The 26,838-nt window shown below is 58.8% G+C and carries 23 protein-coding genes and 3 pseudogenes; 12 read left to right on the forward strand and 14 right to left on the reverse strand.

All coding sequences use genetic code 11. The features are described from left to right. From RD110_RS03270 to RD110_RS27715, 3 genes and pseudogenes are all read left to right on the forward strand, one after another. Entirely contained in the window at nt 1–972 is a 972-nt protein-coding gene (locus RD110_RS03270) for a Bug family tripartite tricarboxylate transporter substrate binding protein (protein WP_076196665.1), read from the forward strand. 59 nt (nt 973–1,031) lie between these two features. Continuing rightward, entirely contained in the window at nt 1,032–2,621 is a 1,590-nt protein-coding gene (locus tag RD110_RS03275) for a gamma-glutamyltransferase family protein (protein ID WP_076196667.1), read from the forward strand. A gap of 792 nt (nt 2,622–3,413) precedes the next feature. Further along, nucleotides 3,414–3,626 (forward strand): annotated as a pseudogene (locus RD110_RS27715) (IS3 family transposase); the annotation flags it as partial. A gap of 144 nt (nt 3,627–3,770) precedes the next feature. Here RD110_RS27715 and RD110_RS03290 read toward each other — a convergent pair. The 8 genes from RD110_RS03290 to RD110_RS03325 form a co-directional block, all read right to left on the reverse strand. After that, nucleotides 3,771–4,823: an NAD(P)-dependent alcohol dehydrogenase gene (locus tag RD110_RS03290; RefSeq protein WP_076196669.1), complete on the reverse strand. Its 1,053-nt coding sequence runs from the start codon at nt 4,821–4,823 to the stop codon at nt 3,771–3,773. 374 nt (nt 4,824–5,197) lie between these two features. Then, entirely contained in the window at nt 5,198–6,016 is an 819-nt protein-coding gene (locus RD110_RS03295; protein ID WP_076196671.1) for an acetoacetate decarboxylase family protein, read from the reverse strand. A gap of 142 nt (nt 6,017–6,158) precedes the next feature. Continuing rightward, complete coding sequence (locus tag RD110_RS03300) at nt 6,159–7,253, reverse strand: enolase C-terminal domain-like protein (protein ID WP_076196673.1); 1,095 nt, start codon at nt 7,251–7,253, stop codon at nt 6,159–6,161. Between the two features lie 123 nt (nt 7,254–7,376). Continuing rightward, on the reverse strand, nt 7,377–8,237 hold the full coding sequence (locus tag RD110_RS03305; RefSeq protein WP_076196675.1) for a fumarylacetoacetate hydrolase family protein: 861 nt from the start codon (nt 8,235–8,237) through the stop codon (nt 7,377–7,379). 54 nt (nt 8,238–8,291) lie between these two features. Beyond that, a complete protein-coding gene (locus RD110_RS27720; protein WP_157900047.1) occupies nt 8,292–9,056 on the reverse strand; it encodes a 2-keto-4-pentenoate hydratase in 765 nt (254 codons plus the stop codon). Between the two features lie 113 nt (nt 9,057–9,169). Then, nucleotides 9,170–10,399, reverse strand: coding sequence for a CaiB/BaiF CoA transferase family protein (locus RD110_RS03315; protein WP_076196679.1), 1,230 nt, complete (start codon nt 10,397–10,399; stop codon nt 9,170–9,172). A 2-nt stretch (nt 10,400–10,401) separates the two neighbouring features. Beyond that, the gene (locus RD110_RS03320) at nt 10,402–11,184 is read right to left on the reverse strand and encodes an enoyl-CoA hydratase/isomerase family protein (RefSeq protein ID WP_239467155.1); all 783 of its coding nucleotides are present in this window, start codon (nt 11,182–11,184) and stop codon (nt 10,402–10,404) included. A 116-nt stretch (nt 11,185–11,300) separates the two neighbouring features. Further along, entirely contained in the window at nt 11,301–12,314 is a 1,014-nt protein-coding gene (locus RD110_RS03325) for a tripartite tricarboxylate transporter substrate binding protein (protein ID WP_157900048.1), read from the reverse strand. 270 nt (nt 12,315–12,584) lie between these two features. Here RD110_RS03325 and RD110_RS03330 point away from each other — a divergent pair. From RD110_RS03330 to RD110_RS03350, 5 genes and pseudogenes are all read left to right on the forward strand, one after another. Continuing rightward, nucleotides 12,585–12,982 (forward strand): annotated as a pseudogene (locus tag RD110_RS03330) (integrase core domain-containing protein); the annotation flags it as partial. 339 nt (nt 12,983–13,321) lie between these two features. Further along, a pseudogene (locus RD110_RS03335) lies at nt 13,322–14,003 on the forward strand (IS110 family RNA-guided transposase); the annotation flags it as partial. Nucleotides 14,004–14,824: 821 nt separating this feature from the next. Next, nucleotides 14,825–15,277: a cupin domain-containing protein gene (locus RD110_RS03340; RefSeq protein WP_076204322.1), complete on the forward strand. Its 453-nt coding sequence runs from the start codon at nt 14,825–14,827 to the stop codon at nt 15,275–15,277. Nucleotides 15,278–15,315: 38 nt separating this feature from the next. Continuing rightward, nucleotides 15,316–15,711 carry a VOC family protein gene (locus RD110_RS03345; RefSeq protein WP_076196685.1) on the forward strand — a complete coding sequence of 132 codons (396 nt, stop codon included), beginning with the start codon at nt 15,316–15,318 and terminating at the stop codon, nt 15,709–15,711. 82 nt (nt 15,712–15,793) lie between these two features. After that, entirely contained in the window at nt 15,794–16,771 is a 978-nt protein-coding gene (locus RD110_RS03350) for a helix-turn-helix domain-containing protein (protein WP_083686084.1), read from the forward strand. Between the two features lie 250 nt (nt 16,772–17,021). Here RD110_RS03350 and RD110_RS03355 read toward each other — a convergent pair whose 3' ends face one another. From RD110_RS03355 to RD110_RS03370, 4 genes are all read right to left on the reverse strand, one after another. Next, nucleotides 17,022–17,453 (reverse strand): nuclear transport factor 2-like protein, encoded by a 432-nt coding sequence (locus RD110_RS03355; RefSeq protein WP_239467156.1) that lies wholly within the window; start codon nt 17,451–17,453, stop codon nt 17,022–17,024. A gap of 568 nt (nt 17,454–18,021) precedes the next feature. Continuing rightward, nucleotides 18,022–19,026: an aldo/keto reductase gene (locus RD110_RS03360; RefSeq protein ID WP_076196687.1), complete on the reverse strand. Its 1,005-nt coding sequence runs from the start codon at nt 19,024–19,026 to the stop codon at nt 18,022–18,024. Further along, a complete protein-coding gene (locus tag RD110_RS03365; RefSeq protein ID WP_157900049.1) occupies nt 19,023–19,214 on the reverse strand; it encodes a hotdog family protein in 192 nt (63 codons plus the stop codon). The genes RD110_RS03360 and RD110_RS03365 overlap by 4 nt, the downstream gene beginning before the upstream one ends. An 80-nt stretch (nt 19,215–19,294) precedes the next feature. Further along, nucleotides 19,295–19,855 carry a PaaI family thioesterase gene (locus tag RD110_RS03370; RefSeq protein ID WP_076196690.1) on the reverse strand — a complete coding sequence of 187 codons (561 nt, stop codon included), beginning with the start codon at nt 19,853–19,855 and terminating at the stop codon, nt 19,295–19,297. Nucleotides 19,856–19,915: 60 nt separating this feature from the next. On the opposite strand from RD110_RS03370, the gene RD110_RS03375 reads away from it, so the two are divergent. The 3 genes from RD110_RS03375 to RD110_RS03385 are packed head-to-tail and all read left to right on the forward strand — an operon-like array spanning nt 19,916 to nt 22,016. Then, nucleotides 19,916–20,419 carry a MarR family winged helix-turn-helix transcriptional regulator gene (locus RD110_RS03375; protein ID WP_076196692.1) on the forward strand — a complete coding sequence of 168 codons (504 nt, stop codon included), beginning with the start codon at nt 19,916–19,918 and terminating at the stop codon, nt 20,417–20,419. Between the two features lie 14 nt (nt 20,420–20,433). Beyond that, entirely contained in the window at nt 20,434–20,739 is a 306-nt protein-coding gene (locus tag RD110_RS03380; RefSeq protein WP_239467157.1) for a hypothetical protein, read from the forward strand. Between the two features lie 11 nt (nt 20,740–20,750). Next, on the forward strand, nt 20,751–22,016 hold the full coding sequence (locus RD110_RS03385) for a multidrug effflux MFS transporter (RefSeq protein ID WP_239467158.1): 1,266 nt from the start codon (nt 20,751–20,753) through the stop codon (nt 22,014–22,016). A gap of 81 nt (nt 22,017–22,097) precedes the next feature. Here the strand turns inward: RD110_RS03385 and RD110_RS28300 are convergent, their stop codons facing one another. Further along, a complete protein-coding gene (locus RD110_RS28300) occupies nt 22,098–24,326 on the reverse strand; it encodes an indolepyruvate ferredoxin oxidoreductase family protein (RefSeq protein ID WP_204250018.1) in 2,229 nt (742 codons plus the stop codon). After that, entirely contained in the window at nt 24,323–25,639 is a 1,317-nt protein-coding gene (locus RD110_RS28305; RefSeq protein WP_204250019.1) for a hypothetical protein, read from the reverse strand. Before RD110_RS28305 ends, RD110_RS28300 begins: the two co-directional genes overlap by 4 nt. A 131-nt stretch (nt 25,640–25,770) precedes the next feature. On the opposite strand from RD110_RS28305, the gene RD110_RS03395 reads away from it, so the two are divergent. Then, nucleotides 25,771–26,733, forward strand: a complete 963-nt coding sequence (locus RD110_RS03395) for a LysR family transcriptional regulator (RefSeq protein WP_076196696.1) — start codon at nt 25,771–25,773, stop codon at nt 26,731–26,733. The last annotated feature ends 105 nt before the right edge of the window (nt 26,734–26,838 follow it).

The raw sequence follows: 26,838 nt of genomic DNA on the forward strand, positions 1-26,838 counted from the left end.
ATGCCAACCCTCTCCTTGCTCCGGGCCGCGGTCTGTGCACTCTTCGCAGCCGTGGCATCCGCCGCCGTCGTGGCAGATAACTATCCAACACGTCCCATTCGAGTAATCGTTCCTTACTCGGCAGGTGGCTCCACCGATGTGCCTGTGCGTGCCGTCGCAGCCGAGATCGGCAAAGCGCTTGGTCAAGGCATGGTCATCGACAACCGACCCGGCATGGGCGCGATGATCGGTGCGGAAGCCGCTGCCAAGGCCGCACCAGATGGCTACACCTTGCTCGCGGTGTCAAACCCTCAAACCATCAGTGGGTCACTCTACAAGCTCAGTTTCGACCCGGTGGAAGCTTTCGTTCCCGTGGCCCTCATCACGCGAGAGCCTTGCGTGGTGGTCGTCAATCCCGAATTGCCAGTCAAGACCTTCAAGGAGTTCGTCGAATACGTCAAGGCCCGGCCCGGCACGCTGAACTTCGGATCTTCCGGCAACGGGTCGAATCAGCATCTCTTCGCCGCACACCTGCTGCAGTCCACTCGTCTCGACATGGTGCATGTGCCTTACAAAGGGGCTGCTCCTGCAGTCGCCGACCTGATGGGCGGCCAAGTGTCAATGATGATGCCCGGGCAGGCCGCCATGATTCCCCTCATCAAGAGCGGAAAGCTCAGGGTGCTGGCCGTCACCAGCGGATCCCGTTCGTCCGCGCTGCCCGACGTTCCCACGCTCGCGGAATTAGGCTATCCCGAACAGAACGCCTACGTATGGACCGGTCTGGTCGCGCCCAAGGGCACGCCTGACCCTGTCCTGGGCAAACTCCGGGAGGCCGCAGCCAATGCGATGAGCACGGCCAATGTGAAGACCTTCGTCGCCAACGCGGGACTGGAAGCAAGCAACCTGAACGCAGCCGATTTCCACAGTTTCATGCGCAAGGAAGCGCAGCAGAACGCCCAACTCGTCAAATTGATTCGGGTCAAGATCGACTGAACGGCCCACTACACCACCCCCAGGGCCGGACGCGTCTCCGGCCCGCGAGCTATCAACAGATGATCAACACCGCATTGCCCTTTCGCTCCGCCCGCCAACCGATCATGGCGCGCAACATCGTCTCTACCTCTCAACCCTTGGCCGCCCAAGCGGGTTTGGCGGTGTTCAGGCGGGGAGGCAACGCGATCGATGCAGCCTTGGCTGCCGCCATTACCTTGACGGTTGTCGAACCCACCCAAAACGGCATCGGCGGCGACGCCTTCGCCCAGATCTGGGATGGTGGGCAACTGCACGGGTTGAATGCCTCCGGTCGGTCCCCGAAAGTGTGGACGAAGGACCGTTTCGCAGGTAAGAGCGCCATGCCGTTAAGAGGTCCTGATAGCGTGACCGTTCCAGGTCTCGTCTCAGGTTGGGTTGCACTGTCAGAGCGGTTCGGTGCTTTGCCCTTTGAAGACCTGTTCGACGATGCGATTCGCCACGCCTGCGATGGCTATCCTGTCAGCCCGATCATCGCACGCCAGTGGACGGATCAGACTCCGAACCTGAAGGTGTTTCCCGGATTCACCGAGTTCCTCGTGCAGGGACGGCCCCCGAAGCCTGGCGAAATCTGGCGAAATCCGGCGCAGGCGGCGAGCCTGGAACTCATCGCAAAATCCAGGGGAGAGGCATTCTATCGCGGCGAACTGGCCACCCAAATCGCCGGCTTCGTTCAGGAGCACGGTGGCGCGTTGAGTACTTCCGACCTGGATGCTCATGCGCCGCAATGGGTGGATCCCGTCCGCCACGAATTCCGCGAGCACCACATCTGCGAAATGCCGCCCAACAACCAAGGCATTGCCGCCCTGCTGGCACTCGGTATCCTGGATCATCTCGACTACGAAGCACACGCCGCAGGTTCGGCGCAGCGCATGCATTTGGAGATCGAAGCCATGCGCCTAGCGTTCGCCGACCTCTACACGCACAATTCGGATCCCGCAACGATGCGCGTGCCGGTGGCTGACCTACTCGACACGAAGCGCCTCCGCTCTCTTGCGAACGCCATCAATGCGACGCAAGCCTCGGTCAAATCCAGAGTCGCACCTCGCAGTTCGGGGACTGTCTATCTGTGCACCGCCGACAAAGACGGGCGGATGGTTTCTTACATCCAATCCAACTATCGCGGATTCGGATCCGGCTTGGTCGTGCCAGGCACAGGCATTGCTTTGCAGAACCGCGGGGCCGGCTTCAGTTTGCAGCCAGGACACGCGAACGAAGTCGCCGGCAGCAAGCTTCCATCGCACACCATCCTGCCGGGCTTTCTGTTCAAGAACGAGGAACCTGTCATGGCGTTCGGAGTCATGGGTGCCAACATGCAGTCACAAGGCCACGTGCAGATGGTGATCCATTCTGTCGTGGAAGGACTCAATCCACAGGCAAGCTCAGACGCGCCCCGTTGGCGGATCGATGACCAGGGGCAACTGATTGTTGAGGCCTTGATGCCAACCGAATGCGTGCAGGGGATGCGCGCGATGGGCCATGACGTGAAAGTGATGCCTGCCGACACGCTCGAATTCGGCAGCGCGCAGTTGGTGCAGCGTCTGCCGGGCGATGACATCGCCTATGTCGCGGGTTCCGACCATCGGCGGGATGGGCAGGCTGTGGGCTGTTAGGTCTTCAAATCCGGATGCGGGGCGGATCACTGTGGAAGGATGCATGCCTGCGCTGAGGACGATGGACGGAGGCCACCAATAGCACTATGGTCGTGCAAATCGATCATAGGCAACAATGGCGTCCACTTCGCACTTGCCTATCAGCCGGGATTGCGCGACGCGGTGTCGGCCGTGATGCTTGAACCCAGTCGAGCAGGGCCAACGGCGCGCACGCTCGTGCGCGATGGTGGACCCGCGGGCCTACGAACGCCTTGCGGCGCACACTGGCCTGCTGGCGCTGCGGTGCGCCCCGCCACAGGCCCAGCGCGCGGCACGCCGCTCTGGTGCCCAGAGCGGGGGTGAGTTCCAGCACGCCAGCCATCAGTTGCTCTCGGGCTTGCCGTCGTGTTCGAGCAGGGGCAGCAAGGCGGCAACTTTTTTTGGACTGCGATGACCAGGCTGGCCTTGTCCAGCGGGATCTGCAGCTTGTCGCGCTCGCGCGTGAGCTGGGCGATCTGCACGGCATCGAGCCGCGCGGGGTTGACCTTGGGGCCACGCTTTTGCGGTGCCAGTGCAGTCAGTTCGGCCTGCTCGCGCTGGCGCCTCCAGTTGCTCGAGGAGGATGAATACACACCCTCTGGGCGCATCAGCGCGCCGATCTCGCCAGGCTGGGTGCAACGGTCGGCCGCCGCCAGGATGCGGCGCTTGTCGGCGTTGGAGAAACGCCGGCGCCGGGCACGCGGCACCACTTCGGTATCGGCTACCAGCAGCACTGATGGGGCGGTCGGCGCCGGCATTGTTGAGCGCTTACGTATCACCGGCAGCATGAGCCGCGGAGACAAGGACAACTCGGCGATGGAGAGCTTCTTCAGTTCATTGAAGACCGAGCGCCGAGCGCACGGCCAAGAAGGTGTACCGGTCACGAGAGCAGGCACGCGCGGACGTATTCAACTACATCGAGCGGTTCTACAACCCTACTCGTCGTCAATTGAAGCTCGGCTGGTCAGTCCGATAGAGTTCAAGAAGCTTGGGTCGGTGTCCACGGAATCGGCAGCAGCCCATGGCGCAGGTAAGTTCGATCGAACCGGCCAATATGCTCGCAAGCTCTGACACGGTTGGTCCACCCGCCGATTCCACTTCAATTAACACAGCCAGATTGACTAGCGCGAGTTAACGCACCGTTGCCATGTCGATGACGAAGCGGTACTTGACATCACTTTTGAGCATCCGCTCATAGGCCTCGTTGATTTGCGGCATCTTGATGATCTCGACGTCAGAGACGATGTTGTGTTTCGCGCAAAAGTCCAACATCTCCTGAGTCTCAGCAATGCCGCCGATCATCGACCCGGAGATACTGCGTCGTTTGCTGATGAGGCCAAATGCGCCGGGCGAAGGATTCGGCGAACTCGGTATCCCAACCAAGACCAAAGTGCCGTTCATCTTAAGCAGTGTCACTAGCGGATCCAAGTTGTGAGCGACCGCGACCGTATCGAGAATGAAGTCAAAGCTGTTGCGATGGATCGCCAATGCGTCGGCATTCTCCGAAACAACGACTTCCTTGGCTCCCAACCGCAGCGCGTCCTCGGTCTTGCTAGGCGAAGTGGTAAATAGGACGACGTGCGCACCCAGCGCTGTCGCGATCTTTATCCCCATGTGCCCAAGCCCGCCCAGCCCAACAATACCCACCTTCTGGCCCGGACCAACCTTCCAGTAGCGCAGAGGCGAATAAGTTGTGATGCCCGCACACAACAATGGCGCTACAGCAGCTAGGGCCTTTTCGTGGTGTGAGATTCTTAGCACAAATTTTTCAGATACCACGATGTGGTCCGAGTATCCGCCCAACGTATTGGCGCGCGACACTTGTTCCTGGCTGTTGTAGGTCCCGGTCATGCCGTTGTCGCAGTACTGTTCGAGACCTTGAGCACAAGGTTGACAGTGCTGGCAACTATCCACCATGCAGCCCACGCCGACGAAGTCACCCACTTTGAATTTTGAAACGTCCGTTCCCACTTCACTCACACGTCCGACGATCTCATGGCCAGGCACACAGGGATATACCGACGGGCCCCATTCGCTCCTTGCGGTGTGCAGGTCGGAGTGGCAGACGCCGCAGTACAAAATGTCAATGGCAACATCCCGCGCCGTCAGAAATCTACGCTGGAAAGTGAACGGTGCGAGTGGGGTGGTGGCGGACTGGGCCGCATAAGCATGCGCGAGTGTCATAGCGTTTCCGATGTGGACGTTCTAGAAGGTGAACTCTATTTTTGACTTTATGAATGCCAGAACAAGCAGGATCCCCTGATATGCCGTTCTATTGAGAGTTCGATTAAAGATGGTCTGCGTAAGCTGCTTCAAGGTGTATCGATGTCCTGATTCGCATCGATTCGTATGCTCAGGCGCCTGGTATCAGTTCGCCTGGCGAGTTCAATCTGCCTGCATTCCCATAAAACTGCACTGCGCAATCCAAAGGTTGGGCAACGCAACCGCGTGTGCACCTGCATTGTGATCTTTGAAGCGGGCCGACTAACAAACCTGTCCAATAGTTCAAGCCGCGTTGGATACATCGCATGGGACTCAGAATGCACATGCCAAGTCGATCATCCCAGTACTCGCTGCTCAGAAAGATCGGTAGCGCCTCGCACTTCGGCGATATAGCTAAAACGCGGTGAAAGCACCGGCAGACTTTCAAGTGCATTCACTATGTGAAACATAGTTGGAAGCTCCTCCCAAGTAGAGCGGATAAATTTGACTTCTCCAATACCTGAAACAAAAGAGGTATATCGAGGCTTGGCTGAACTGACTTGTGGAGACAACACCATTTCGTCAACAGCGGATTCGCCTACTTGGCGCAGGCTAGGGATGTACCGATGATGCAGAATTCCATCACTTTCCGGTGAATTCGGCGGCGCCCCGACCACCAAGTCGCTGAATGCCATCCGGATAAATTCGTGCCCTTCCCAAACGGCCGTGTGGAGTCGAGTCCCTTGTAGGATTCGGGGCTCTGGCAGCTCACAGTACAGCTTCGAAAATCCTAGTTCCTCACGACCAGTAAGGATTGGTTCACATCGGTTTTCCCACAGGACAGGCATGAATGACCCGCGAACTGATTCGCTAGCGCCGCGGTAGCGAACTGGATATGAAACCGAAAGCAGTGAATAACCGCGCCCGGCGAGCCACTCAAGTTCTGTCAACGTCACATGTTCCACAGTGACGATGGGCTCACCGTCGAGTTCGCAATTCGGCGGCAGCAATTTACGAAGCTCAGCTTCATCCGTTAAAAAGCTGATAGAAGCGATAGTGCGCGGCGTATCACTAAGGTCAAATCTTTCTCCATTCGGTCCTTGGCGCGGTCCGGGACTGGGTCCAAACACCGTCGGCATTCTGTAACGCGAAGGAGTATCTATGCTATTTGTCATGATTAATTAAATACGAAACGTGGAAAATATGCTGCAGGCTCTAATCGTCACGGGATTAGGTCCAATTAGCGCTTTAAGTTGCAGCCGCAACCCGAGTGGGGAAGATGTGAAATGATGGGCATGCAATGCTCCGCGTGGGCTGCTAGATTAGATAATGCTGAACAGCTTTTTCATCCCATTCCAATCCTACGCCGGGGACATCGGGAATTATCAGATTTCCGCCCTTGACCTCATACGGAGTCTGCAATACTACGTTGTGCCAATCATTCCACTCTAGCCAATGGGCGGTTTCCGACACTCGCATCATATGTGCTGAAACCTCGGGATAAACGTGGGACGACAAGGGCAACCCTGCGGCACCCGCAATAGCAGCCGCTCGCGTCCATCCAGTTACGCCGCCGATGCGCATTAGATCCAGCATGACTAAATCAGATGCCTTCTTTTGGATTGATTTGTACAGCTCCCGCGATCCGTAAATGTTCTCGCCCATTTGCAGAGGAGTTTTAAGATCTGCCGCTAGGCGCGCATATCCATCAAAGTTGTCATAAAGCAGTGGTTCTTCGATCCAGATCAGTCCATGATCGTCAATCAAATGACATCGCTGTAGAGCCTCGGCGAGGTTAAGACCCTGATTAAAATCAACCATTAAATCGACTTCATCACCAACCGCCTCTCGAACTGCATCGAGAGTGGCAAGGTCATCAGCTATCTTTTCTCGACCCAATCTCATCTTCAAGCTGGTGAATCCACCTTCATTCATAAGTTCCTTAGCTTCTTCGGCCGCGGCCCTCGGTTCCTGAAGCCAAAGACCGTTTGTGTTGTAGCATCTGACTGGGCCGACAGAGCCACCAAGCATTGCACACAACGGGAGTTGCGCGCTCTTTGAAAGAGCATCCCATGCCGCCATGTCGACACCTGAAGCAGCAATCATTGAGAAACCTTCATACCCAATTAAATGAAGCGATTTCCGGACTGCATTGAACAAGTCAACTGGCGACACAGTTTGACCTTTAAGCATCGCCCCAACATCTTCAAGAGCAGCTACCAAATAACGCATAGATTTAATGATGTAAGGCTGCAGATAGCTGCGACCAATCACGCCATCTTCCGTCATCAAATCGACCAAGACAATGGGCCAATCAGCAAACGAACCCATTCGGGTAACAATGGGTCGTTTGAGCTTGATGACGATTGGCCTGGCGGAGATGCTTCGGATTTTCAAAGATCTGTTGATCATTGCGTTAACCTCAAGTCTGATTTTCAAAAAGGAAGTAGAGATTACCGGGCGATGCGTAGATCTCTTCGCAGGAGTATTTCCCTCGTTAGATGGAGCGGCCTCCTATCGGTCAGCGTCATTCGATCAACCCGCAGCGACAATCGGATTTCGAAGAGTTCCTAGCCCGCCTGCACTGATCTCGCAAACATCGCCAGGGACCATCCACAGCGGCGGCTTGCGTGCTGCGCCCACGCCAGCTGGCGTTCCTGTGACGACAACATCACCTGGGCGCAAAGTCATAACCGCACTCAATTCGGCGATCAGCGTAGGAATATCGAAAATCAGATCGTCCGTGTTTCCGTCTTGCACCAGATTGCCATTTAGGCGAGTTTGCAGCGACAGTCCCTTTGCACCTTCGGGCAGCTCGTCGGCTGTCACGAGATATGGGCCAAAAGCACCTGTCTTGTCGAAATTCTTACCGATAGTCCATTGTGGCGTCCGGGTTTGATAGTCGCGCAATGACGCATCGTTGAACAATGAATAACCAAAAACATGTTTGAGCGCTGCCGATTTTGAAATGTTTCGCCCGCCAATTCCAATCACAAATGCAATTTCACCCTCGTAGTCAAGCTGCTCAGACGTCTGAGGCCTTTCAATCGCATCTCCATGGCCGATCAAACTTGAATTGAAACGAGAGAACACGGTCGGATAAGCTGGCGGCACAAATCCACTTTCAGCCGAATGATCTACATAATTCAGACCAATACAAATGATTTTTTCTGGCGAGAGCAGCGGCGGTCTAAGCGAAACCTGCGCCAAATCCACATCTTCGCCAAGCGAAAGAGCGCGCGTCAGTTTTCGGATGGCGTTCGGGCCACCTTCCAGCGCGGTCTGCAAATCGCCAGCGATGCCCAATTTATCTAAGAAAAGTCCTTTAAAGTCCATTCCATCAAGGGCTACAGCCAAGCCATCGCGGCCGTGCTCTGAGAAGCGTGCAATCTTCATATTAATTCCAGTGTCGTAAGTATTTAAAACAATTCACCCGTGGAAAAATTCAATCTAATTAACCACATTAACGTCCACAACACCGAGCCCGGAGAACTCGGCTCGAATGTGATCTCCCGATGAAACAGGAAGCTGACGCAGAAATGAACCAGTCATGACGACCATGCCTTCAGTAAGCTGACGCTGGTATTTCTCCAGCCGCTGCTTTAGCCACAAGATCGAATTCAGCGGATTTCCCAACACAACCTCACCGGGAGCGGAGTCAATCAGCGATGTGTTTTTGAACAACGCACAAACGACTTGCCTGTAATCTCTATCGATTTGATGCCTGACGGGCTGGCCTAGAACGATTCCAGTGTGTTCCGCGTTGTCAGCAAAAGCCACGCCCATATCGAGAACTGTTACACGCTTCTCGATGTACTCGAATGCTGGGTATACAAAATCAACAGACTCAGCCATGTCGTCAAGCGTACGGGCGGATTTGATATTTTTGTTGAGCTGAAATGCCAGTTCGCATTCAATGTGCGGTTGAATAAGCTGGCTCGAAGCTAAGGCAGCCCCAGACCAAAGCACTTTATTTTCATAAATCGATCCGAATCCAGGCTCGGAAACTCCGAGTTGTTGCTGAACAGCCTTGTTGGTTGCCGCAACCTTCCAACCAAATCGGCGAATCCCGTGGGCTTCATAGCGATCTCCCACTTGAATCTGAATAAGACTGCCTTCATCAACAGAAAGTTGGCCAGCCCATTGCATAGGCGTAGGCGTTCGTTCCCAAGCGGATCTCCAGAAAGATTCAAGTACTTCGTGCTTTTCAGTCATGATGCTGGATCCTGTAAAAAATCTAACAGTGCTATCTGGTTATGTGACGCGGTATGTACGATGTCGATGCTTGTAGTCAGTACTCTCGGCTGGGCCGCGAAATTCAAAAATTCTCAATTTATTTGTGAGAGGTTTTCTGAGTCGATGAGTAGCGCGCCAGCATCAAAGAGCGAATTAACATGCTCCTCTGACACTCCGATACTCGAAAGTACCTCTCGGTTGTGCTCGCCTCGGAATGCAGGCGATCCAGGAGGCGTTAGTTCATCCTTGGAAAACCGCCACGGACGACCGGGCAATATGTACTCTCCGCCGCGGCGGTTCGGCACACGCTCTACTGCGCGCCAATGTTCAGCCCACACTGAGGTAGTCAAGGCATGCGCCGTACGGATCACACCCATCGCGATTTTCGCTTCGTCCAATTGGCAATCGAGAGCTGCAAGGCTTTGAAATGTGTAGAACCATGTCTGCACTATCCGATGCAAGTCGGCCACATTCTGTTTTCGAGCGGTCGCCGTTGCAAAGCGCACGTCAGACGCTAGGTCAGGTCGACGCATCGCTTTAAGAAAGAATGGAAACGTAAGAGAGCCAACCAAGCTCGCACTCAACACGATCTGCTCACCGTTCGGTCCTTCAAAGAAAGGACAATCCGCCGCTCCGAGAATGGGTGGTTCGTCGTTAAGTTCCTCCGGATTCAGATCGAAATGTGCACGCTCACTCGTTGCGAGCATCGTGGCAGCCATCGGAACATCGACGTGCTGACCAACACCGGTCAAGGACCGCCGGTTCAACGCCGCCAATGCGGCGATTGCGCCTTGCAAGCCGGTATACACATCAGCATGCGAGAGACTGTCGGTCATTGACCGCTCTAACGCTGCGCCGTAATGGTCCAGACTATTACGCGTAAATCCAGACTCTGCCTGAATTACAGGTGCGTATGCCATCCTGCTGGCCCAAGGTCCGAGTTGGCCATACCCGGAGATGGATACATAGATCAAGCGCGAATTGCGCGCTGCCAAGGTCTCATAATCCAATCCCAGAAACTTCATCGTTCCGGCGCGGAAGTTCTCAACGACAACATCTGCTTCGTCACATAGCTTGAGGATGACGTCGAGTGCTCCCGGCACGTTGAGATCAATGCAGACGTTGCGCTTTCCAGCGTTCTGCTGCGCGTAGTATCCCGACATGCCCGAAGACCTTGGGTAGGCGAACCGGGAAAGGTCTTGCCGTGGCGGTTCGACCTTGATCACATCGGCACCCAGATCCATCAAGGTTCGGGCACACAATGGGCCGGCGAGCACACGTGAAAAGTCAACGACTCTGATTCCACTTAGTGGGCCGCTCATGGCTAAACCCCCTCGTATTTGGTCGAGCCCAAATCGCCTGCTTTGTACGCAGCAAGCCCGAGCACGAGGTCCTTGGAAGCCCAGATTGAGGCCTGAAGCTGCGTCATCGCCGCGTCTGCGGCGGCCACTCCCTGACTCACAGAAATGCGAATTAGTTGCTTTGATGCGGTGTGAGCGACAGTGGGGCCGGCAGCGATTTCGTTAGCAATGCTCAACGTGGCCGACTGCAATCGGTCGTCTGGGACCACCAAGTTAAGCAAGTTCCATCGCTCCAGAGTAGAGGCGTCGTATCTGCGTCCAAGAATCGCCATCTCACTTGCGCGCAATGCACCGGCGCGTTGGGTAATCCGCTGGACTGCACCCATCAAAGGATGCAAGCCGACAACCACTTCAACACATCCCAGCTTCGCCGACTCGGATGCAATGATGTAGTCGCAAGCGATTGCCAATTCCAATCCCCCCCCCACGCAGATGCCGTGCACGCTAGCGATTACTGGCAATCGACATGATTCGAATCGACTGAGAAATCCGGGAAGGTCATACGGATGTGCACGACCCGCGATAGCGGCGTTTCGCACTTCATTCAAATAGTCGACGTCCGCGCCTGCAGAGAAATTCTTGAGACCGCTGCGCAGAATTACCGCTCGTGACCCTGCGGACTCAGCTGCGGACAGACCATCCAGTACCGCGTCCAAAAATGCAATACTCATAAAATTGTGCGGGCGTGCTTCCATCGACAAAATGGAAACTGGGCCGTCAACACTATGCTTAATCAAATCATTCACAATTCCGCCTCTTTCTGTCATACGTTAGATACTTTGGGCCACATAACATTTAGAGCCCGCCGTGGTGCACTCCGAGTTGCAAAAATTTCTTTCGGCAAAGACCGCGCTTCAAGAGGTCACTGCGGCTGCAATTTGAACTTGACCGCCATATCTGCGTACTGCTTGATAGCCGATGCGTAAAAGACATCAGCTTCTTTCAGCGACATACCGAATGGCTTGGCGGCACTATCTTTGGCAAATCTCTGGAATTCCGGCGTTTCAATCGCCTTGCGAATAGCGATGTTTAGCCTTTCGGCAACGCTCTCAGGCACATCCCGCTTCACCATAATCACACTCCAGGAGGCGTATTCAAACGTGCGATCACGCCCCTCCGCGAGAGTTGCTACGTCGGGGATCTCAGCGTTGCGCTGCGATGCAGCTAGGCCGACTGGAATGATCCGGCCCTCTTTGATCATAGAAATGCTGTTGGCTGCAATAGGCAAAAAGGCCAAGTCGACATGGTTCCCGAGAAGATCCTGAATGATTGGCGCCCCTCCCTTATAGGGCACTCCTGTGATTTGCATTCCGGCGAACGAGGCAAAGTCTTCACTGGCCAAATGCGATAGCGATCCAAGACCCTGGTGCGCGATGGATAGCCCTCCCTGCGTTGTTTTACTCATCTCAACTAAATCTTTGAGCTTTTTTCCTGCAAGCCCTGGCCGAGCTACAAGAATGAAGTCACTGCGAGATAATGGGGTGATCAGCCTAAAGTCGGTCGCCTTGTATTGGGCGGACGACAACACAAGTGGCGCGAGAATCAGATCGTTCGCGTGGGCGAGCAGCGTATATCCGTCCGACGACGCTCTCGCGACGTTCATGACGCCAATGGCACCACCTACGCCCGGAAGGTTTTCAACTACGACGGGTTGACCAAGCGAACTTTGAAGCGATGCGAGAATTTGCCTGACAACTCCGTCTACTCCACCTCCGGCCGGAAACGCCACCTTGATTACTATTGGCTTTGACGGATATTGCTCGCTACTAGCGCTGTATTGCGGCAGAGAGAAAGCCATTGCGATCAGACTGAATATGACCGCCTTCCAACATGCAGAAATTTTCTTGACCGAGGTGAGGGGATGATGGATTAACACTTTTGTCTCCTGGGCGTATTGGATTGCGAGGCTTGACCCAACGGGTCAAGCTGCCGGGCCTCGACTAACGGTTACCTCCCACTCATCCAGCGTCGGACAATGCTCGGTTGCGTAAGCCGTTTGTTGATATTACACAGAAAAATCTATTTTTTCAACAGGTTTGTGGGTGCGGCCGTGAACTTCTGTTTTGCGAGGTCGCCGGCTCGCCATGTCAAACGTGTGAGGGTGTGCGCAGCCAACGTGCACGACAAACACCCGCTGCCCGATCTGCTGGTTGTGAAGCCGTCGTACTCCAGGCCGCGCGTGAGCGATGACAACGCCTATGCCGAGTCGCGGTTTCGCACCGCCAAGTACCGCCCTGAGTTCCCTGCCAAGGGCTTTGGCGACCTGCACGCTGCTCGCCGCCTGGGCCAGTGCATTCGTGCGTTGGTACAGCGTCGAACATCGCCATAGCGGCATTCGCTACGTCACGCCTGCACAGCGCCATGCTGGCCTTGATGCGGTGATCGCACGCGCTCTACACCCAGGCGCGCGAGCGCCATCCGGCGCACTGGGCGCGCAGCACGCGCAACTGAACACCAGCGGGCGCGGTGACACTGAATCCGGAGCGTGACAGCGTGGCCGCGGCCGACGTGGACCGCTTACGTAAACAGCGCTTGGCTGCATGACTCAGGCGACAACTATCTTGACACGGGCAGGAGTCGCGAAGCCTGAGCTTCAAGCACAGGGGGCAACTGTGGGAGCAGTGGACTGCGCGGGGCCTGGCGGCAACCACCGCGGCCGACCCGCAGCTGCTCACGCTGATTGCCCAACGCTAGGCGGGTCACAGTGAGAGATATCGATGGCTATCGTTGCTGCACGCGAACCGTGCAGCGTGATCTCAACAGTGAGCATGAAGAGTTAGCGAAAGCGGTTGTTGAACGGAGGCCGCAGCTCGCGTGCGAGCTACTAGGCACTCACCTCAATCGAACAGTAGACTATCTGCTCGGTACAGACTTTCTCAGATAGTGTTGGCGTTGCACCGGGCGCCAGGGATTCGCAAAGGCGCGCACGACGCAGGCCAATCAGATCCGTGGCCTCCTCGGCGAGTTCGGTCTCATCGTCCCCCAAGGCATCGGCTACATCGCCTCTCGAGTCCCGGAGCTGATCGAAGATGCCAACAACGAATTGCCTGGCTCCTTTCGCGTCTTCATCCAGCGGCTGCTCGACCACCTCAAGGAACTTGGGCGGCAGGTCGAAGAGCTGGAGGCGCAGACCAAAGCATGGCATCGAAGTAGCGATCTCAGCACCAAGCTCGCCCAGGTGCCCGGCATCGGTCCGATCACAGCGAGCGCGTTGGTAGCCTCCATCGGGGATGCGAAGAACTTCGACGGCGGCCGGCAACTGACGGCGTGGTTGGGCCTGGTGCCCAGGCAACATTCCTCTGGAGGAAAGTCCAACCTACTGGGCATGAGCAACCGCGGCGACGGCTACCTTCGCACCTTGCTGATACATGGTGCGCGGTCGGTCATCAATCGCGCGGGGCAGAAGGCGGATCCGTGCAGTTGGGTTAACGCAGTGGTGCAGCGACGCAACAAGAATGTCGCGGCGGTCGCGTTGGCCAATAAGAAAGCTCGAATCGTCTGGGCGCTGCTGGCTCATGACCGGCTCTACGAGACGGGTTATAGCAAGGCGGCCGAGGTCGCGTGATCGAAGGCCAGTCGCGAAAGTCGCAAAACAACTTCAGGGAGAAATACCACCGATTGCTCAGGTGATCATGAAGTGATGGCAAGACGGTAAGACCGTGGTTGACCAAGCCCGCGCCGGACGAGGCACCTAGAGTGCGTGTAAGCGATCGAGGCGTCAACCAGCAGATCCCATCAGGGACCGCGGCCAAAAGCTGCACTCACAGTCCGAATGTACGGGAGCAATCTTCACCTTCGCGTCGCCATGAATTGAGAGACTGGCATAGGGGGCGTTCATCTACGTCCGGCCAACCCATCTTGATCCCCGCTACCAGGGCTAGGAGCATCGTGTTCACTACTCCACTTATTTCTTGGTGGACACCATCGTCATGGACACAAGCCCGCAACTCAAGACGGGATCACCGCGCGCTTACCTCGTGGCCGCAGACACGAGCACCATCGCATAGCCCTCGAAGCCCCGGATTGCGCGCGCCCGGCTAGGCCCGAATTCCGGCACAGAGCACTTCCCGAACACCGCGGTCGCCCTGGCCTCACAAATGCCGCATGCGCCGACGTCTTCCACGACGGCCGCAAATACTCACTGCCGGGTACCCCCCGGTATTCGCGTTAACCCGGAGACCTTCAATCCGTGGAGTTCGCGCGCAGTCAAGCAGTACTTCCTGCAAGCCCCAGTCGTTCGCGCCCGCACCGCCTATCGTTTGTGTGAGCGTGTTCCAAGACATGCCTTCGCGCAGTCCCAGGGCGCGCGTTCCGTCGGCTCGTCGTTGCGGGGTGCCGATGTCCGTGCAATCACTTGAAGCTCTTGCGAGCAAGGAGACAGAACAAATGGCCAAAATGAAAGCCAAGGAAGAGTACGTCCAGATAGACGACATGCCGTGGGCGCCTTTTCCCGACGCCTTTTCAAAGGGGGGCATCACCTGGAGGCTGCTTTACGTCTCGCCGGAGGCTAGCAGTTGGACGGCCGTGTTCGAGTGTCCGGAGGGCTCGTCCTTCAATGCGCACTTCCACACCGGGCCGGGCGAATATTTCCTCTACAAGGGCCGCATGGACGTGCGCGGGGGCAAGGCCGAAGGAGGCGATACGGCGCTGGCGCCGGGCTACGGCTTCGAGTCTTCCGGCGCGCGCCACGACAAGACCTACTTCCCTGTCCCGAGCGCGTTCTACATGACGTTTTCCGGGCCGCTCGCGTTCATCAACCCCGATGCAAGCGTGATTGCCAACATCGGCTGGGAAGAGGCGCAGGGCGCTTGGCAGGCGCACGTCGACGCGCATAGGTAGACGATCGAGTGCCTTGAACTCGGGCTCCGATTTCCCTCATGTCCAAGATCATCCACACCATGATCCGGGTAGCCGACCTGGATCGTTCAATACGCTTCTACGCCGACCTGTTGGATCTATCCGAGTCCCATCGGCTGGACTTTCCGGATTTCGCGCTGGTTTACTTGCGCAGCGGCGAGTGCGAATTCGAACTGGAGTTGACGCTGAACAAGGGCAGGGAGGAGCCCTACACCCACGGCAGCGGCTACGGGCACATCGCCGCCGTGGTCGACGATGCGAACGCCGAGAGGGCGCGCCTATTGGGCATGGGTTATCAGCCCGGAGATGTGAAGGAATTCAGGCGCGGGGAAGAACTGCTTGCGCGCTTCTTCTTCATCCAAGACCCGGACGGGTACAAAATCGAAGTGCTAGAGCGCCACGGTCACTACCACTGAGTGCAAACCCCCTCGGCACCCGCGCCGCTCCCGGATATTCTGCATCGCGACCCATCGGGGTCACGTGCACAACGGAGACAACATGCAAGCAAACGCCAGCATGAAGAGCCCCTTGACGGTACAGCACTGGTCGACCGCCGGCATCCGCAGGTCCGAGGCCACTGACGCGTGGCAAGCCGCCCTCACGCAGAACTACGGCCATTGGCAGGTCACCGAATCGGTCGCCGACGGTTTCTCGGCGAGCATTCGGAGCCGCGACATCAACGGCCTGCGCGCGGTCGAGTGCGTGTGCGACCCCTGCTCGGGAAGCCGGCTGCCGCAATTTGTCGGCCGTGAGCCCGTCCCCTACATCGGCGTGCAGATTACCAAGGCTGGGCGCGAGAGATTCCATTTCGCGGGAGAGGACATCAGCCTGGGTGCGGGAGACCTGGTGATCTGGACGAGCGCGCAGCCAGCCGAATTCACGGTGATGGAACGTCTGCACAAGGTGTCGCTAGTACTGCCTTGGGCGGAGGTCAAGGAGCGACTTCCCCGTGGCACGGGATTCACCGGTACGGTGATCGACAGCCGCGTCGGAATCGGTGCGGTTCTCTATTCGCACATCGACAGCCTCGCACATCAACTGGAACTCTTCACCGAAGGCGACAATGCCGGCGTACGGCGTGCCACGCTGGAGTTGCTGACCGCGGCGATGTGCCATCGCGTCGAGGCGCCACAGCGCGGACTGTCATCGCGCTACCTGAAGCAACTGCAGGACTACATTCTCGCCCACCTGCAGGACGACCACCTGTCGCCGACCAGTATCGCGGCAGCCAACAACATGTCGCCGCGATACGTACACATGCTCTTTGCTCAGATCGGCGTGAGCGCTTCAGTGTGGATCAGAACGCAACGACTAGAGCGATGCAGGGACGACCTTCGCAGCCGGACCTATCGGGACTGCAGCGTCGCGGAGATTGCTTATACCTGGGGATTCGCGGACCCTTCGCATTTCACGAGGATCTTCAAGCTGCAGTATGGCGTCGGGCCTCGGGAGTTTCGCGAGACGGCTCCGCAATAGCTCGTGCGGGCCCCTTTCAAGACACGGCTGGCACGCAACTCGCGGTTCCACCGCTACTAGCGGCTACCTAGCTCCTCGCTCTCTACTAGGCTGAGCGACGACCCGCTCTTATCAGAGTGCGCGCGTCCGGCGCAAGTAGGTCCAACATGGGCGCCGCAGCAGCAGATGGAGATCTCGCCCGGCGCGCATGCAACGCTGTTTCACTGGAAAGACCGCTATCGATTCAGTCCTTCAAAAGTTCGAGCAAGACCTAGCCGTCAGTGAACGTCTGAGCCGCGATCTTGCCCTTGCGCACCACCAGGGTGTCAGTCGCGATATTCACGAAGGGCTTCGCGTCCCAAACAAGATAGGCCACGTCGCCGTCGATCGCCTGCGCATTGATCTTGAAGGCTTCCCAGAAGCCTGGCTTGACCGACTTCAGGAAACCGTCGAAGAAGCCTCGGATCTCCTCCTTGCCGTGATACTTTTTGTCATGCGTGAGGAGGATCGAAGAGTCGGAATAGTCTTGCATGATTTCGTCCAAGCCTTTGGCAAACGCACCAAGGTGATGTTTCAGCACAGTTTCGGTAGAGGCATAGGCTGCGGCAGCCTCGCCGGACAGGATAGCCAGCGGGGCTGCGGCAAGCACCAGCGCGCCTTGATGGAATGCGCGCCGCGGTGATGATTGAATATGCAGGGGCATCGTTGTCTCCTTTCGGCTCAGGGCCGTGAACTTATGAACCGAAGAACGATACGCAGCGCGACCGGGATGGACTGCGTTCAAAGGGAAGTCGTGCTTGACTGGACGCGCAAAGAGCGGGTTTTCCCGAGCAAAGGTCGGTGCGCCTCCTGGGACGCAGTGAACTGCTTCGAGAGAGCGGCTTCACGCCGTTGAAGCCCTGCGCAGTTGCCCATGTGCATCAATCTGATTGTCGGGCTAGGCGCCGATCGGGGTCGGGATCCAGCACACGCATCCGCCGCAACTGCTATGGTCGATTGGGCGGGTCCAGACTCATGACGGACCAACGGGCCAAGAGGCTCTGGACGACGCTGGTCGGAGCGGTGCAAGAGGTCTGCGTCGAGCACGCCCAGCAGCAAAGCCACGAACGAGGAGGCTCTAGCGGCTCGACGGACGGATGGTTGGGCGATACCAGGCGAGCACCAAGTTCTGCAAAAGCCAACGGCCACGCGATTGCACGTGGCCGTTCGTTGGCAGCGACCTCCAGGATGGATCGCCGACTATTGCTGCTATCTACAGCGGCAGGCTCAGCTCAGGCGACGACTTCGGTAAGTTCTCCGGCCCAGGGAACCGGCGACCGTGACGGCGCCGATGGCACGAGGCTGCTTGCGGTATCAAGGCGATGGAGTTGTTCGGCCGAGAGGTCGACCGTCAGCGCACCGAGGTTGTCGATCAGTTGGGCAACCGAGCGCGGTCCGATGATCGGCACGGCCCCATGCGTGCCGGCCCAGGCAATGGCAACCTGGCCTGCGCTGACGCCCAACTCGCTTGCAACAGCCAGCACGGTGTCCAGAACCTGCGTGCGCTGCGCCGAGTTCTCCGACTGGAAGACCCGGCCGCCAAAGCCTTCAGCCCGGCCCTTTTCTCCTTGCCGGTACTTGCCGGTCAACATGCCCCCTCCCAACGGTGACCAGGTCACCACGCCCAGGTCCAGGGCGCGCGCGGCCGGGAACAGGTCGGCCTCGGGCTCACGGCGCACCAGGCTGTGCTCGAACTGGGCCGCCGCAATGGGTACCGCGTGGGTCAGTTCAGCCAGGGTGACCGCACGGGCCAGGCGCCAGGCGGGGAAGTTCGACAAGCCTGCATAGAGGATCTTGCCCGCACGCGCCAGATCCTCGAAGCCGCGGACGATCTCCTCGATGGGCGTGACGCCATCGGGATGGTGCGCCCAGTAGATGTCGATCCTGTCGGTCTTGAGGCGCTTGAGGCTCGCCTCCACGGAAGCCACCAGTGCTTTGCGGCTGTTGCCGGTGACCAACCGGTTCGCGTTCGGCACGGCGCCGTTGGTGAACTTGGTGGCCAGCACAAAGTCCTCGCGCCGCCCCTGCAGCAGAGTGCCGAGCAGTTCTTCCGATTGACCGAACTGGTAAACGTCTGCCGTGTCGATGAAGTTGCCGCCGGCCTCGGCATAGGCGTTGAAGACGGCCTCTGCGGCATCGGGGTCGGCACCATAACCCCAGCCCGTGCCGAAGTTGCCAGTGCCCAATGCGACTTGCGACACACGCAGGCCGGTTTTTCCAAAGACGGTGTATTTCATGCTTCGCTCCTTTGAGAAATATCGTGCTGCGGCTCACCCGACGATGCCGACCGGCGCGGAACCACCACATTGCCGACGGAAATCTGCACGAAGCCCCCGTCCTGATTCAGGCTGTTCGTCCCCACCTTGACCAGCCCTTGCTCGGGCCTGGACTTGGACTGGCGAACTTCCAGCACCTCGCCTTCCACGTGCAACTCGTCGCCTGTCTTTCAACGCACCACCACCAAAGGTGCCGATCGGCGTGCGCACCGGCGCACAAAGAACGATTTCAGGCTTGCTCATCGGAACTCCTTGTCGTGAGAGCGGGTTGGTCGAAGATGAGGCAGGTCGTGGTTGCATGCGCATAGATCTTTCCGTCGGGGCCGACGATCCGACCTTCGGCCACGGCTACTTGCCGTCCGGCGTGGATCAACTTGCCTTCCGCACGCACCAGCGGCACTTGATCGTTGAGCGCGCGAAGCATGTTCACCTTGAGTTCCAGGGTGGTGAAGCCTTTGCCGGCGGGTAGCGTCGAATGCACGGCACACCCCACGGCAGAGTCCAGCAGCGTGGCGAACCAGCCGCCATGCACGGTACCGAGCGGGTTGTAGAGGCGCCTTTGCGGTCGCCCCTGGAAGACGGCGACTCCGGGTTCGATGTGGATCGCCAGGATGTTGACCGTGTCGTTGATCGGCGGAGGGGGCAGCTCGCCCGAGAAGATTGCCTCGAACATCTCCATGCCCGAGCGGCCAAAGACCTTTCCCTTGGGCTCTGCGCCCGGAGCACTCTGGCGCGCGCGCACGCGCGCTTCGTCCGCTTCCCAGCGGGCTACTACGTCGTCGACTTCCATCCGTCACTCCTTTCGCTCGACGCGATTGCATATACAAAAGTTGCATATACAATGTAGCACATGAAGAACGCCGCCAAGCCGCAAGGGTGTACGAACCTGAAGCTCCGCCAGCTCACTCGCATGGTGACGCGTCACTACGACTACCACGTCAGCGAGACGGGACTGAAGAATACGCAGTACGCGCTGCTGTTACACGTCGTCAGACTTGGGCCTATTCGTCCGGGCGAACTGGCCAAACGCATGCACATGGATGCTTCGACGTTGACGCGCAACATGCGGCCGCTGGTGGCGCATGGGTGGCTGCAGATCGGTGCGGGTAGCGATGCGCGCAGCCGCTTGGTGGAGGCCACAGAAGCGGGTCGAGCCAAGCAGGCCGAAGGGCAGCGGGCCTGGAAGGCGGCGCAACTGGCGCTCAACGAGCGTCTGGGAATCGCGCGCGTCGCCGCGCTGCACGAGCTGCTGGACGCCTGCATCGAATGCCTCGATGACGATCCCCAAAGTTCCGCCGAAGACAACGCTGAATCAGTTGACAGCGGTGATCGCAGCAGGCAATCCCGGAGATAGCCTTGGAGTCGATGATGCAGTTCCTCAAGGACACCCAAGTGGAGGGCCGACTCTTCCCGCAAGGCGCACGCGTGAGAGTGATCAATGCCGGGGATAGTTGCCTGGTGCTACCAGCCCCGGAGGCACACACCACACTGTGCGCAGTGCCGACGAGGAACCTCGCGCGGCTGACGCTGTTCCGCGTTGTGCTGGTCAACCATCAAGTCAGCCTGCTCGATGAGCAGGAACGCTGGGGACTCGATGCGGCCGATATTCGTTCGAACATCGCCCGATCAGTCCCTGACTGTGAAATTCTCGACCTGGATGAGGCGTCGTCGTGACCGTCCCGCCAGTGGACGACGCGATCCACGCCGCCTCCGACCGTTCAACAGACGACCGAGTGATGCACAAGCAAACCCACGTAGCGACAGGCGACGGCAGCCTGAGACCGCAGGTGCCGCTGACCGGTGAATTGCTACTGATGCTCGCCGGCCTGGGGGCCCTAGGCTCGTTGGCCACCAACATCATCCTGCCCGCATTCCCGAGCATGGGCGCCGAGCTTGGAACCTCAGTGAAGGATCTGAGTGCAACGCTCGGCACGTTCTTCGTGGCCTTCGCCGTGGGCCAGCTCTTCGTTGGGCCTCTCTCAGACAGATTCGGCCGCAAGCAGTTGGTGCTGTGTGGACTGGCAGCGTTTGTTGTCGGCAGCGCCGTTTGCGCACTGGCGGTCAACCTTCCTCAGCTTATAGCCGGTCGCATCGTGCAGGCGCTTGGCGTGTGCGCAACGTCCGTGCTTTCCCGCGCCATTGCGCGTGACCTGTTCGAGGGCGAAGTGCTCGCGCGCGCACTCTCATTGATCATGGTGGCCATGGCGGCCGCGCCAGGTTTCTCTCCGCTGCTGGGAGGCGCATTGAACAGTTTGTTGGGCTGGCGGGCGACATTCGTTATGGTGGGTGTGTTGGCCGTTCTGCTGGGCACTCATTACCTCTTCCGCCTTGGAGAAACGCACCGTGCCGATAGACGCGTGGCTCTTTCGCTTTCTGCCGTGGCGAAGACGTATGGACAACTTCTGTTCGACCGCCGCTTCATCGCCCCCGCGCTGTCAGTGAGTCTGGTCATCGGTTCCCTGTACATGTTCTTCGCGATGGCGCCGGCCATCCTGATGGAGGGTTTCGGCTTCTCGCCGCTTGGACTGGCACTGTTCTTCGCTTCCACTGTCTTCGTGGTTTTCGGCGCCGGCATGCTGGCCCCGCGGCTGGCGCACCGATGGGGACCGACGCAAGCGGCGCGGACCGGGATCATCGTCGCGTTTGCGGGCAGCGTCGCCTTGCTGGCCGGCCCGCATGACGTCTACTACTTTTCGACGGCACTGACAGTGTTCCTGCTGGGCATGGGCATGATCAACCCGCTGGGAACTGCCATCACGCTGCAGCCCTTCGGACATCAGGCCGGGGCTGGGTCGGCCTTGCTCGGCTTCCTGCAGATGGGCTGTGCGGCCCTCGCCATCGGAATTGCCTCAGCGCTGCGGATTCCTGCCTACCTGGCTTTTTGCATCGTCCTGGTGACGAGCTTGGCGTTGTCGCTGTTGGCGTTCGGGGGGCAGCCTCGCGCCAGATAGCCGTAGCCATCCCCCAGTCCCTCTGTCCAGGTGCACGCCTTCGGTGAGCAGTCGGTTGACGAACATTCCCACAAACCGGTCTCAGGCGCTCCGAGCTATCGGCCTCAAGCTATGAGCGTCATCCCATTGCTGCCATAGGTCACGGCGCTTGCGCTGGGCCTGTTCAGCGTTGCCTGCCTTGACGTGGCCATAGCCCCGCACACTGTCAGGCCACTGTGCGATCTGCTGTGCAAGAGAAAGCGCGTCCGGCCGGAGCCCGGCGAGCAGGCGTTCTATGTCCTGCTCGTATTGCTGGACCAGCTCGCGTTCCAGAGTTCGTTCCGAACTCCAGCGGAATGGATCGAACCAAGTACCGCGCAAGCCGCGCAACTTCGCCATCACACCAAACACGCGCAACATCCATGGGCCGACCTCTGTTTTTTCAAGAGCGCCGGTGGCCTTGTTGCGGCGAGCGAAAGGCCCTGAACCAAGATGGAAGCGGATGGTGTAGTCCCCCTCGAATTGCTCCGCCAGAGCCGCTTGAAAGTCCGGGTTGGTATACAGGCGGGCCACCTCCCATTCGTCCTTGACCGCCAGGAGGCGGTGGTAGCTGTGCGCAACTGCCGCAGTCAGCCCGCTGGTGCTGCCGAGACGAGTCTCGGCTTCACGCACGCGGGCGATGAGCGCTGTGTATCGCGGCAAGAGTGCTTTGACGCCGTATTCCTTCAGATGTTGGCTGCGATGCGCCAGGACCTCATCGACAACCGGCTTGTTGCGGGGGACGAACCGCACCACATTCGATGGCGTGCGAGCTTGGGCAATGGCTTCAACTTGCGGCAGATCGACTGCAGCACGCCGGCCCCATGTGAAGGATTCCTTGTTCATGGGGACTGCAACGTCGTTGAGTTCGATCGCCCGGTCAATCGACTCCAGGGACAAAGGGATGTGACCTAGCTGCCAGGCGGCGCCCAACATGAACATATTGGCAGCGATGGGGTCCCCCATCAGCGTCGTTGCGAGCCGCTGTCCTTCGAGCAACAGCACGCGCTCGCCCAGTCGCTCATGGAACTCGCCGATCATGGCGTCGGTATCCACGCTCCAGTCTGGATTTCGCGCGAACTCAGCGGTCGGAATGATGTCGGTGCAGACGACGGCCGCACCCTCCACGGCATGCAGCTTTGCCATCGAATCGTCGGATGCAGCCACGATGAGGTCGCACCCAATCAATGCCTGCGCCTCACCCTGAGCGATGCGGGTGGCGTGCAGGAACTCTGGCTGCGGCGCCCACCGCACATGCGAATGAACTGCTCCGTATTTCTGCGCGAGGCCGGTGACATCAAGGTTGGAGCTGAAGTACCCCTCGATGTGAGCGGCCATGGCCAAGGTCTGACCGATGGTGACGACACCGGTGCCTCCGATGCCGGCGATGAGTACGCTGTGGAGCCGCTCGATCGGCGCGATCGCCGGCATTGGCAACTCTCCTTGCCATTGCCGACGTGGCTGCGATGCAGGCTGGAGATTCTTCTTGATCTGGCCGCCCGAGACGGTGACGAAGCTGGGACAGAACCCCTCGACGCAGGAGAAATCCTTGTTGCAGCTGTTTTGATTGATGCGGCGCTTGCGACCCAGCGCCGTTTCCAGCGGCTCGATGGACATGCAGTTGGACGCCTTGCCGCAGTCACCGCAGCCTTCACATACGGCAGGATTGATGAAGCTGCGTTTGTCGGGGTCGTGCCACTTGCCGCGCTTGCGCAACCGTCGCCGCTCGGTAGCGCAGGGCTGATCATAGAGAATGACAGAGACGTTCCCGTACTCCCGAAACTCCTTCTGAACGGCGTCGAGTTCGCTCCGATGATGCACCGCCACGCCCTCCGGCAATGCGATGCCTTCATATTTCTGAGGCTCGTCCGTCACGATGGCCATCTTGCGCACGCCTTCTGCCGCCAGCGCGCCGACGATTTGCTGGGGGCTCAGGCCGGTCTCCACGGCCTGGCCGCCGGTCATCGAGACAAATCCGTTGTAGAGGATCTTGTACGTCATCGGCACGCCGGCCGCGATGGCTTGGCGTACAGCCAGAAAGCCCGAATGCGAAAACGTGCCATCACCAAGGTTCGCGAAGACATGCTTCTCGTCGGTGAATGGCTGCTGCCCCAGCCACATCACGCCTTCCGCGCCCATATGGGATACCGTTGTGGTGGTCAGCGGGTCGGCCAACATCGCCATGGTGTGACAGCCGATGCCGGCAAGCGCGCGGCTGCCCGTTGGCACGCGCGTTGAGCGATTGTGCGGGCAGCCGGAGCAAAAGCTGGGGGTGCGGTTGGGCTTGCTCATGGGCTGGTCTCCAGGGTGCTTTGCGTTGTGGCGTGGGGTTTTGGTACACCCGTAGAAGGCGAGACCGCAGCATCGTTGATGCGATGCCCCAGCACGTTCTGGAGCACTTGGGCGACCATCGGCGGTGAAATCTCCCCATGGTCGGGAAAGGCCACCGGTCCCCGTTCGGGGTCGAACACGCTGCCATGCATGTGCTTCCCGACCACCTGCGGTGCATTGGCTTGACCGTACAGGATGCTGCGAATCTGGTCCTCCAGAATCGGGCGCTTTTCCTCCACCACGATGACGGTCCCGACGCCCGATGCAGCAGTGCGCACGACATCCGGATCGAGAGGCCAGATCATGCCAATCTTCATCAGTCGAATGCCAGCAAGCTCCAGGCGTGACTCGCTCCAGCCGAGGTGGCCCAGCGCCTGCTGAAGGTCTTGCCACGCCTTGCCCGAGGACACGATGAGTGCATGAGCAACGGCTGGAGCGACACTGACGCGGTTCAGGCCGTTGAGGCGCGCATAGTCGACCGCGGCGCGGATCTTGACGTTGTAGAGGCGAGCCTCTTGGGGAAGCGCCATGTCAATAGCGCGAATGTGCACGCCTTTTCCTTGAGCATCGGCAGGCATCGCTGGCGCCTCCGGGAGTCGGATTTCGGGGGTGTGCACTCCAACCCGCACCGATCCCCCACCTTCCACCACGTCGGTGACCACCTTGATCGCGACCCAGCATCCGCTGTACCGGCTCATGGCGATGCCATGCAGCCCGTAGTCCAGCAACTCTTGCGTGTTCGATGGGTACAGCACGGGGATTCCGACCGCCATGAAGATCGGATCGGAAAAGTTGGCGACCGTCGAACTCTTCGCGCCATGGTCATCACCGGCCAGACAGATGACGCCGCCCCGAGGTGAAGTGCCCGCCAGATTGGCGTGGCGCAGCGCATCGCCGGATCGATCGACTCCGGGGCCTTTGCCGTACCAGATGCCGAACACACCGTCGACCCTTGCACCAGCGAAGTTCCCAACCTGCTGGCTACCCCAGATGGCGGTGGCCGCCAAGTCTTCATTGAGGCCGGGACGGAACACCACGTTGGCCTCGTCAAGCTCTCGCTGGGCGGCCCACAGGTCCATGTCGTAGCGCCCCATGGGCGAACCACGGTACCCGGAAATGTAGCCGGCGGTATTCCACCCTTGAGCCTGGTCGCGGGCGCGCTGCTGCAACGGTAGGCGCACCAACGCCTGCATGCCCGTCATGTAGACCCATTGGTCTTGGGCAGCGTACTTGTCTTGCAGCGTGGTCTGCGGACGCGGTTGAAGCGTTTCCATCTTTGTCTCCTGGCACTTTGCTGTGCCCCCGATTCTGCGAAGAGGGTTTCAATGTGTCCAATGAGATAATCGATAGACTTCATTGTGAAAAACACAATGAATCCCTCGTTGAACCTGAATGGCGTCTTCAGATGCTCCCCAACGTCCGTGAGCTACAGCACTTGGTATTTCTTGCGGAAGAGCGTCACTTCGCGCGTGCAGCACAACGCGCGTTCCTGTCGCAGTCCGCGTTCAGTCGCAGCGTCGGTGCGCTGGAGGCGCAGTTGGGGCTGCGGCTGTTCGACAGAGATTCGCGCCACGTCTACATCACCGCAGACGGGGAGCGCATCCTGCAGTTGGCACGCCGGCTGCTGGCGTCGGCCGCAGATTTGAGCCGAGAGGCCGAGCTGCTTCGGGGTGGGGAAGTAGGAACGCTCGCGCTGGGGTCCGGGCCATACACCGCTGTCTTGTTCACGGTTCCCGTCATCACACAGGCCCGACAAGAATTCCACAAGGTCCGGTTTCGATTGGAGGTCGATCACAGCGCGGCGCTCCTGCAGCGACTGGAGGCGGGTGACATCCATCTGTTCCTCTCCGACGTTCAGGAACTGCCTGCGAGCGGACCTTGGGAAATCGAGCCACTCGGCAGCTACGGCAGCATGGTGATATGCCGTGCAGATCACCCGATGGCGCGTCATCCGATCATCAGCGTTGAACAGTTGCTTCGGCTGGAACTCGCCAGTGTTCACATCCCGCATCCCATCCGGCGCCGGCTGTCCGAGGCGCTCGGTTTCTCCCACGTTGAGCTGCTCCCTGTGGTCTTCGAATGTGAGAGCGTTGCCGTGCTCAAGGAGTTCGTCATGCGCTCCGATGCCGCGATCATTGCGCCGGCCTCCTTGTTCGAGCACGAGATCCGGGCAGGACTGCTGACGCAACTGACGGTCGAGCATTGGGATGCACCGCACCGGAACCCTGTGCAGGTGGACCTCGGGATGGTCTGGATGGCCGATCGCACGCCGACCACGGCAATGCGCATCCTGATGGACCTGGTGCGTCAGCACGCCGCGCAGCGCTTGATGCCTGGAGCGCAGCGACAGCTTGCCTCGGCAACGTAAGGTCAGACGGCCAAGCAAAAGCTGGCTTCAAGGCTCGGGAAAACGAGAAGGGTTTGGCCCCGAACATTGTCTCAGTCCTGACATTCTTTAGCGCCACCTCGATCC

Origin of the sequence: Rhodoferax koreense, assembly GCF_001955695.1 — a bacterium.
Classification (GTDB): domain Bacteria; phylum Pseudomonadota; class Gammaproteobacteria; order Burkholderiales; family Burkholderiaceae_C; genus Rhodoferax_B; species Rhodoferax_B koreensis.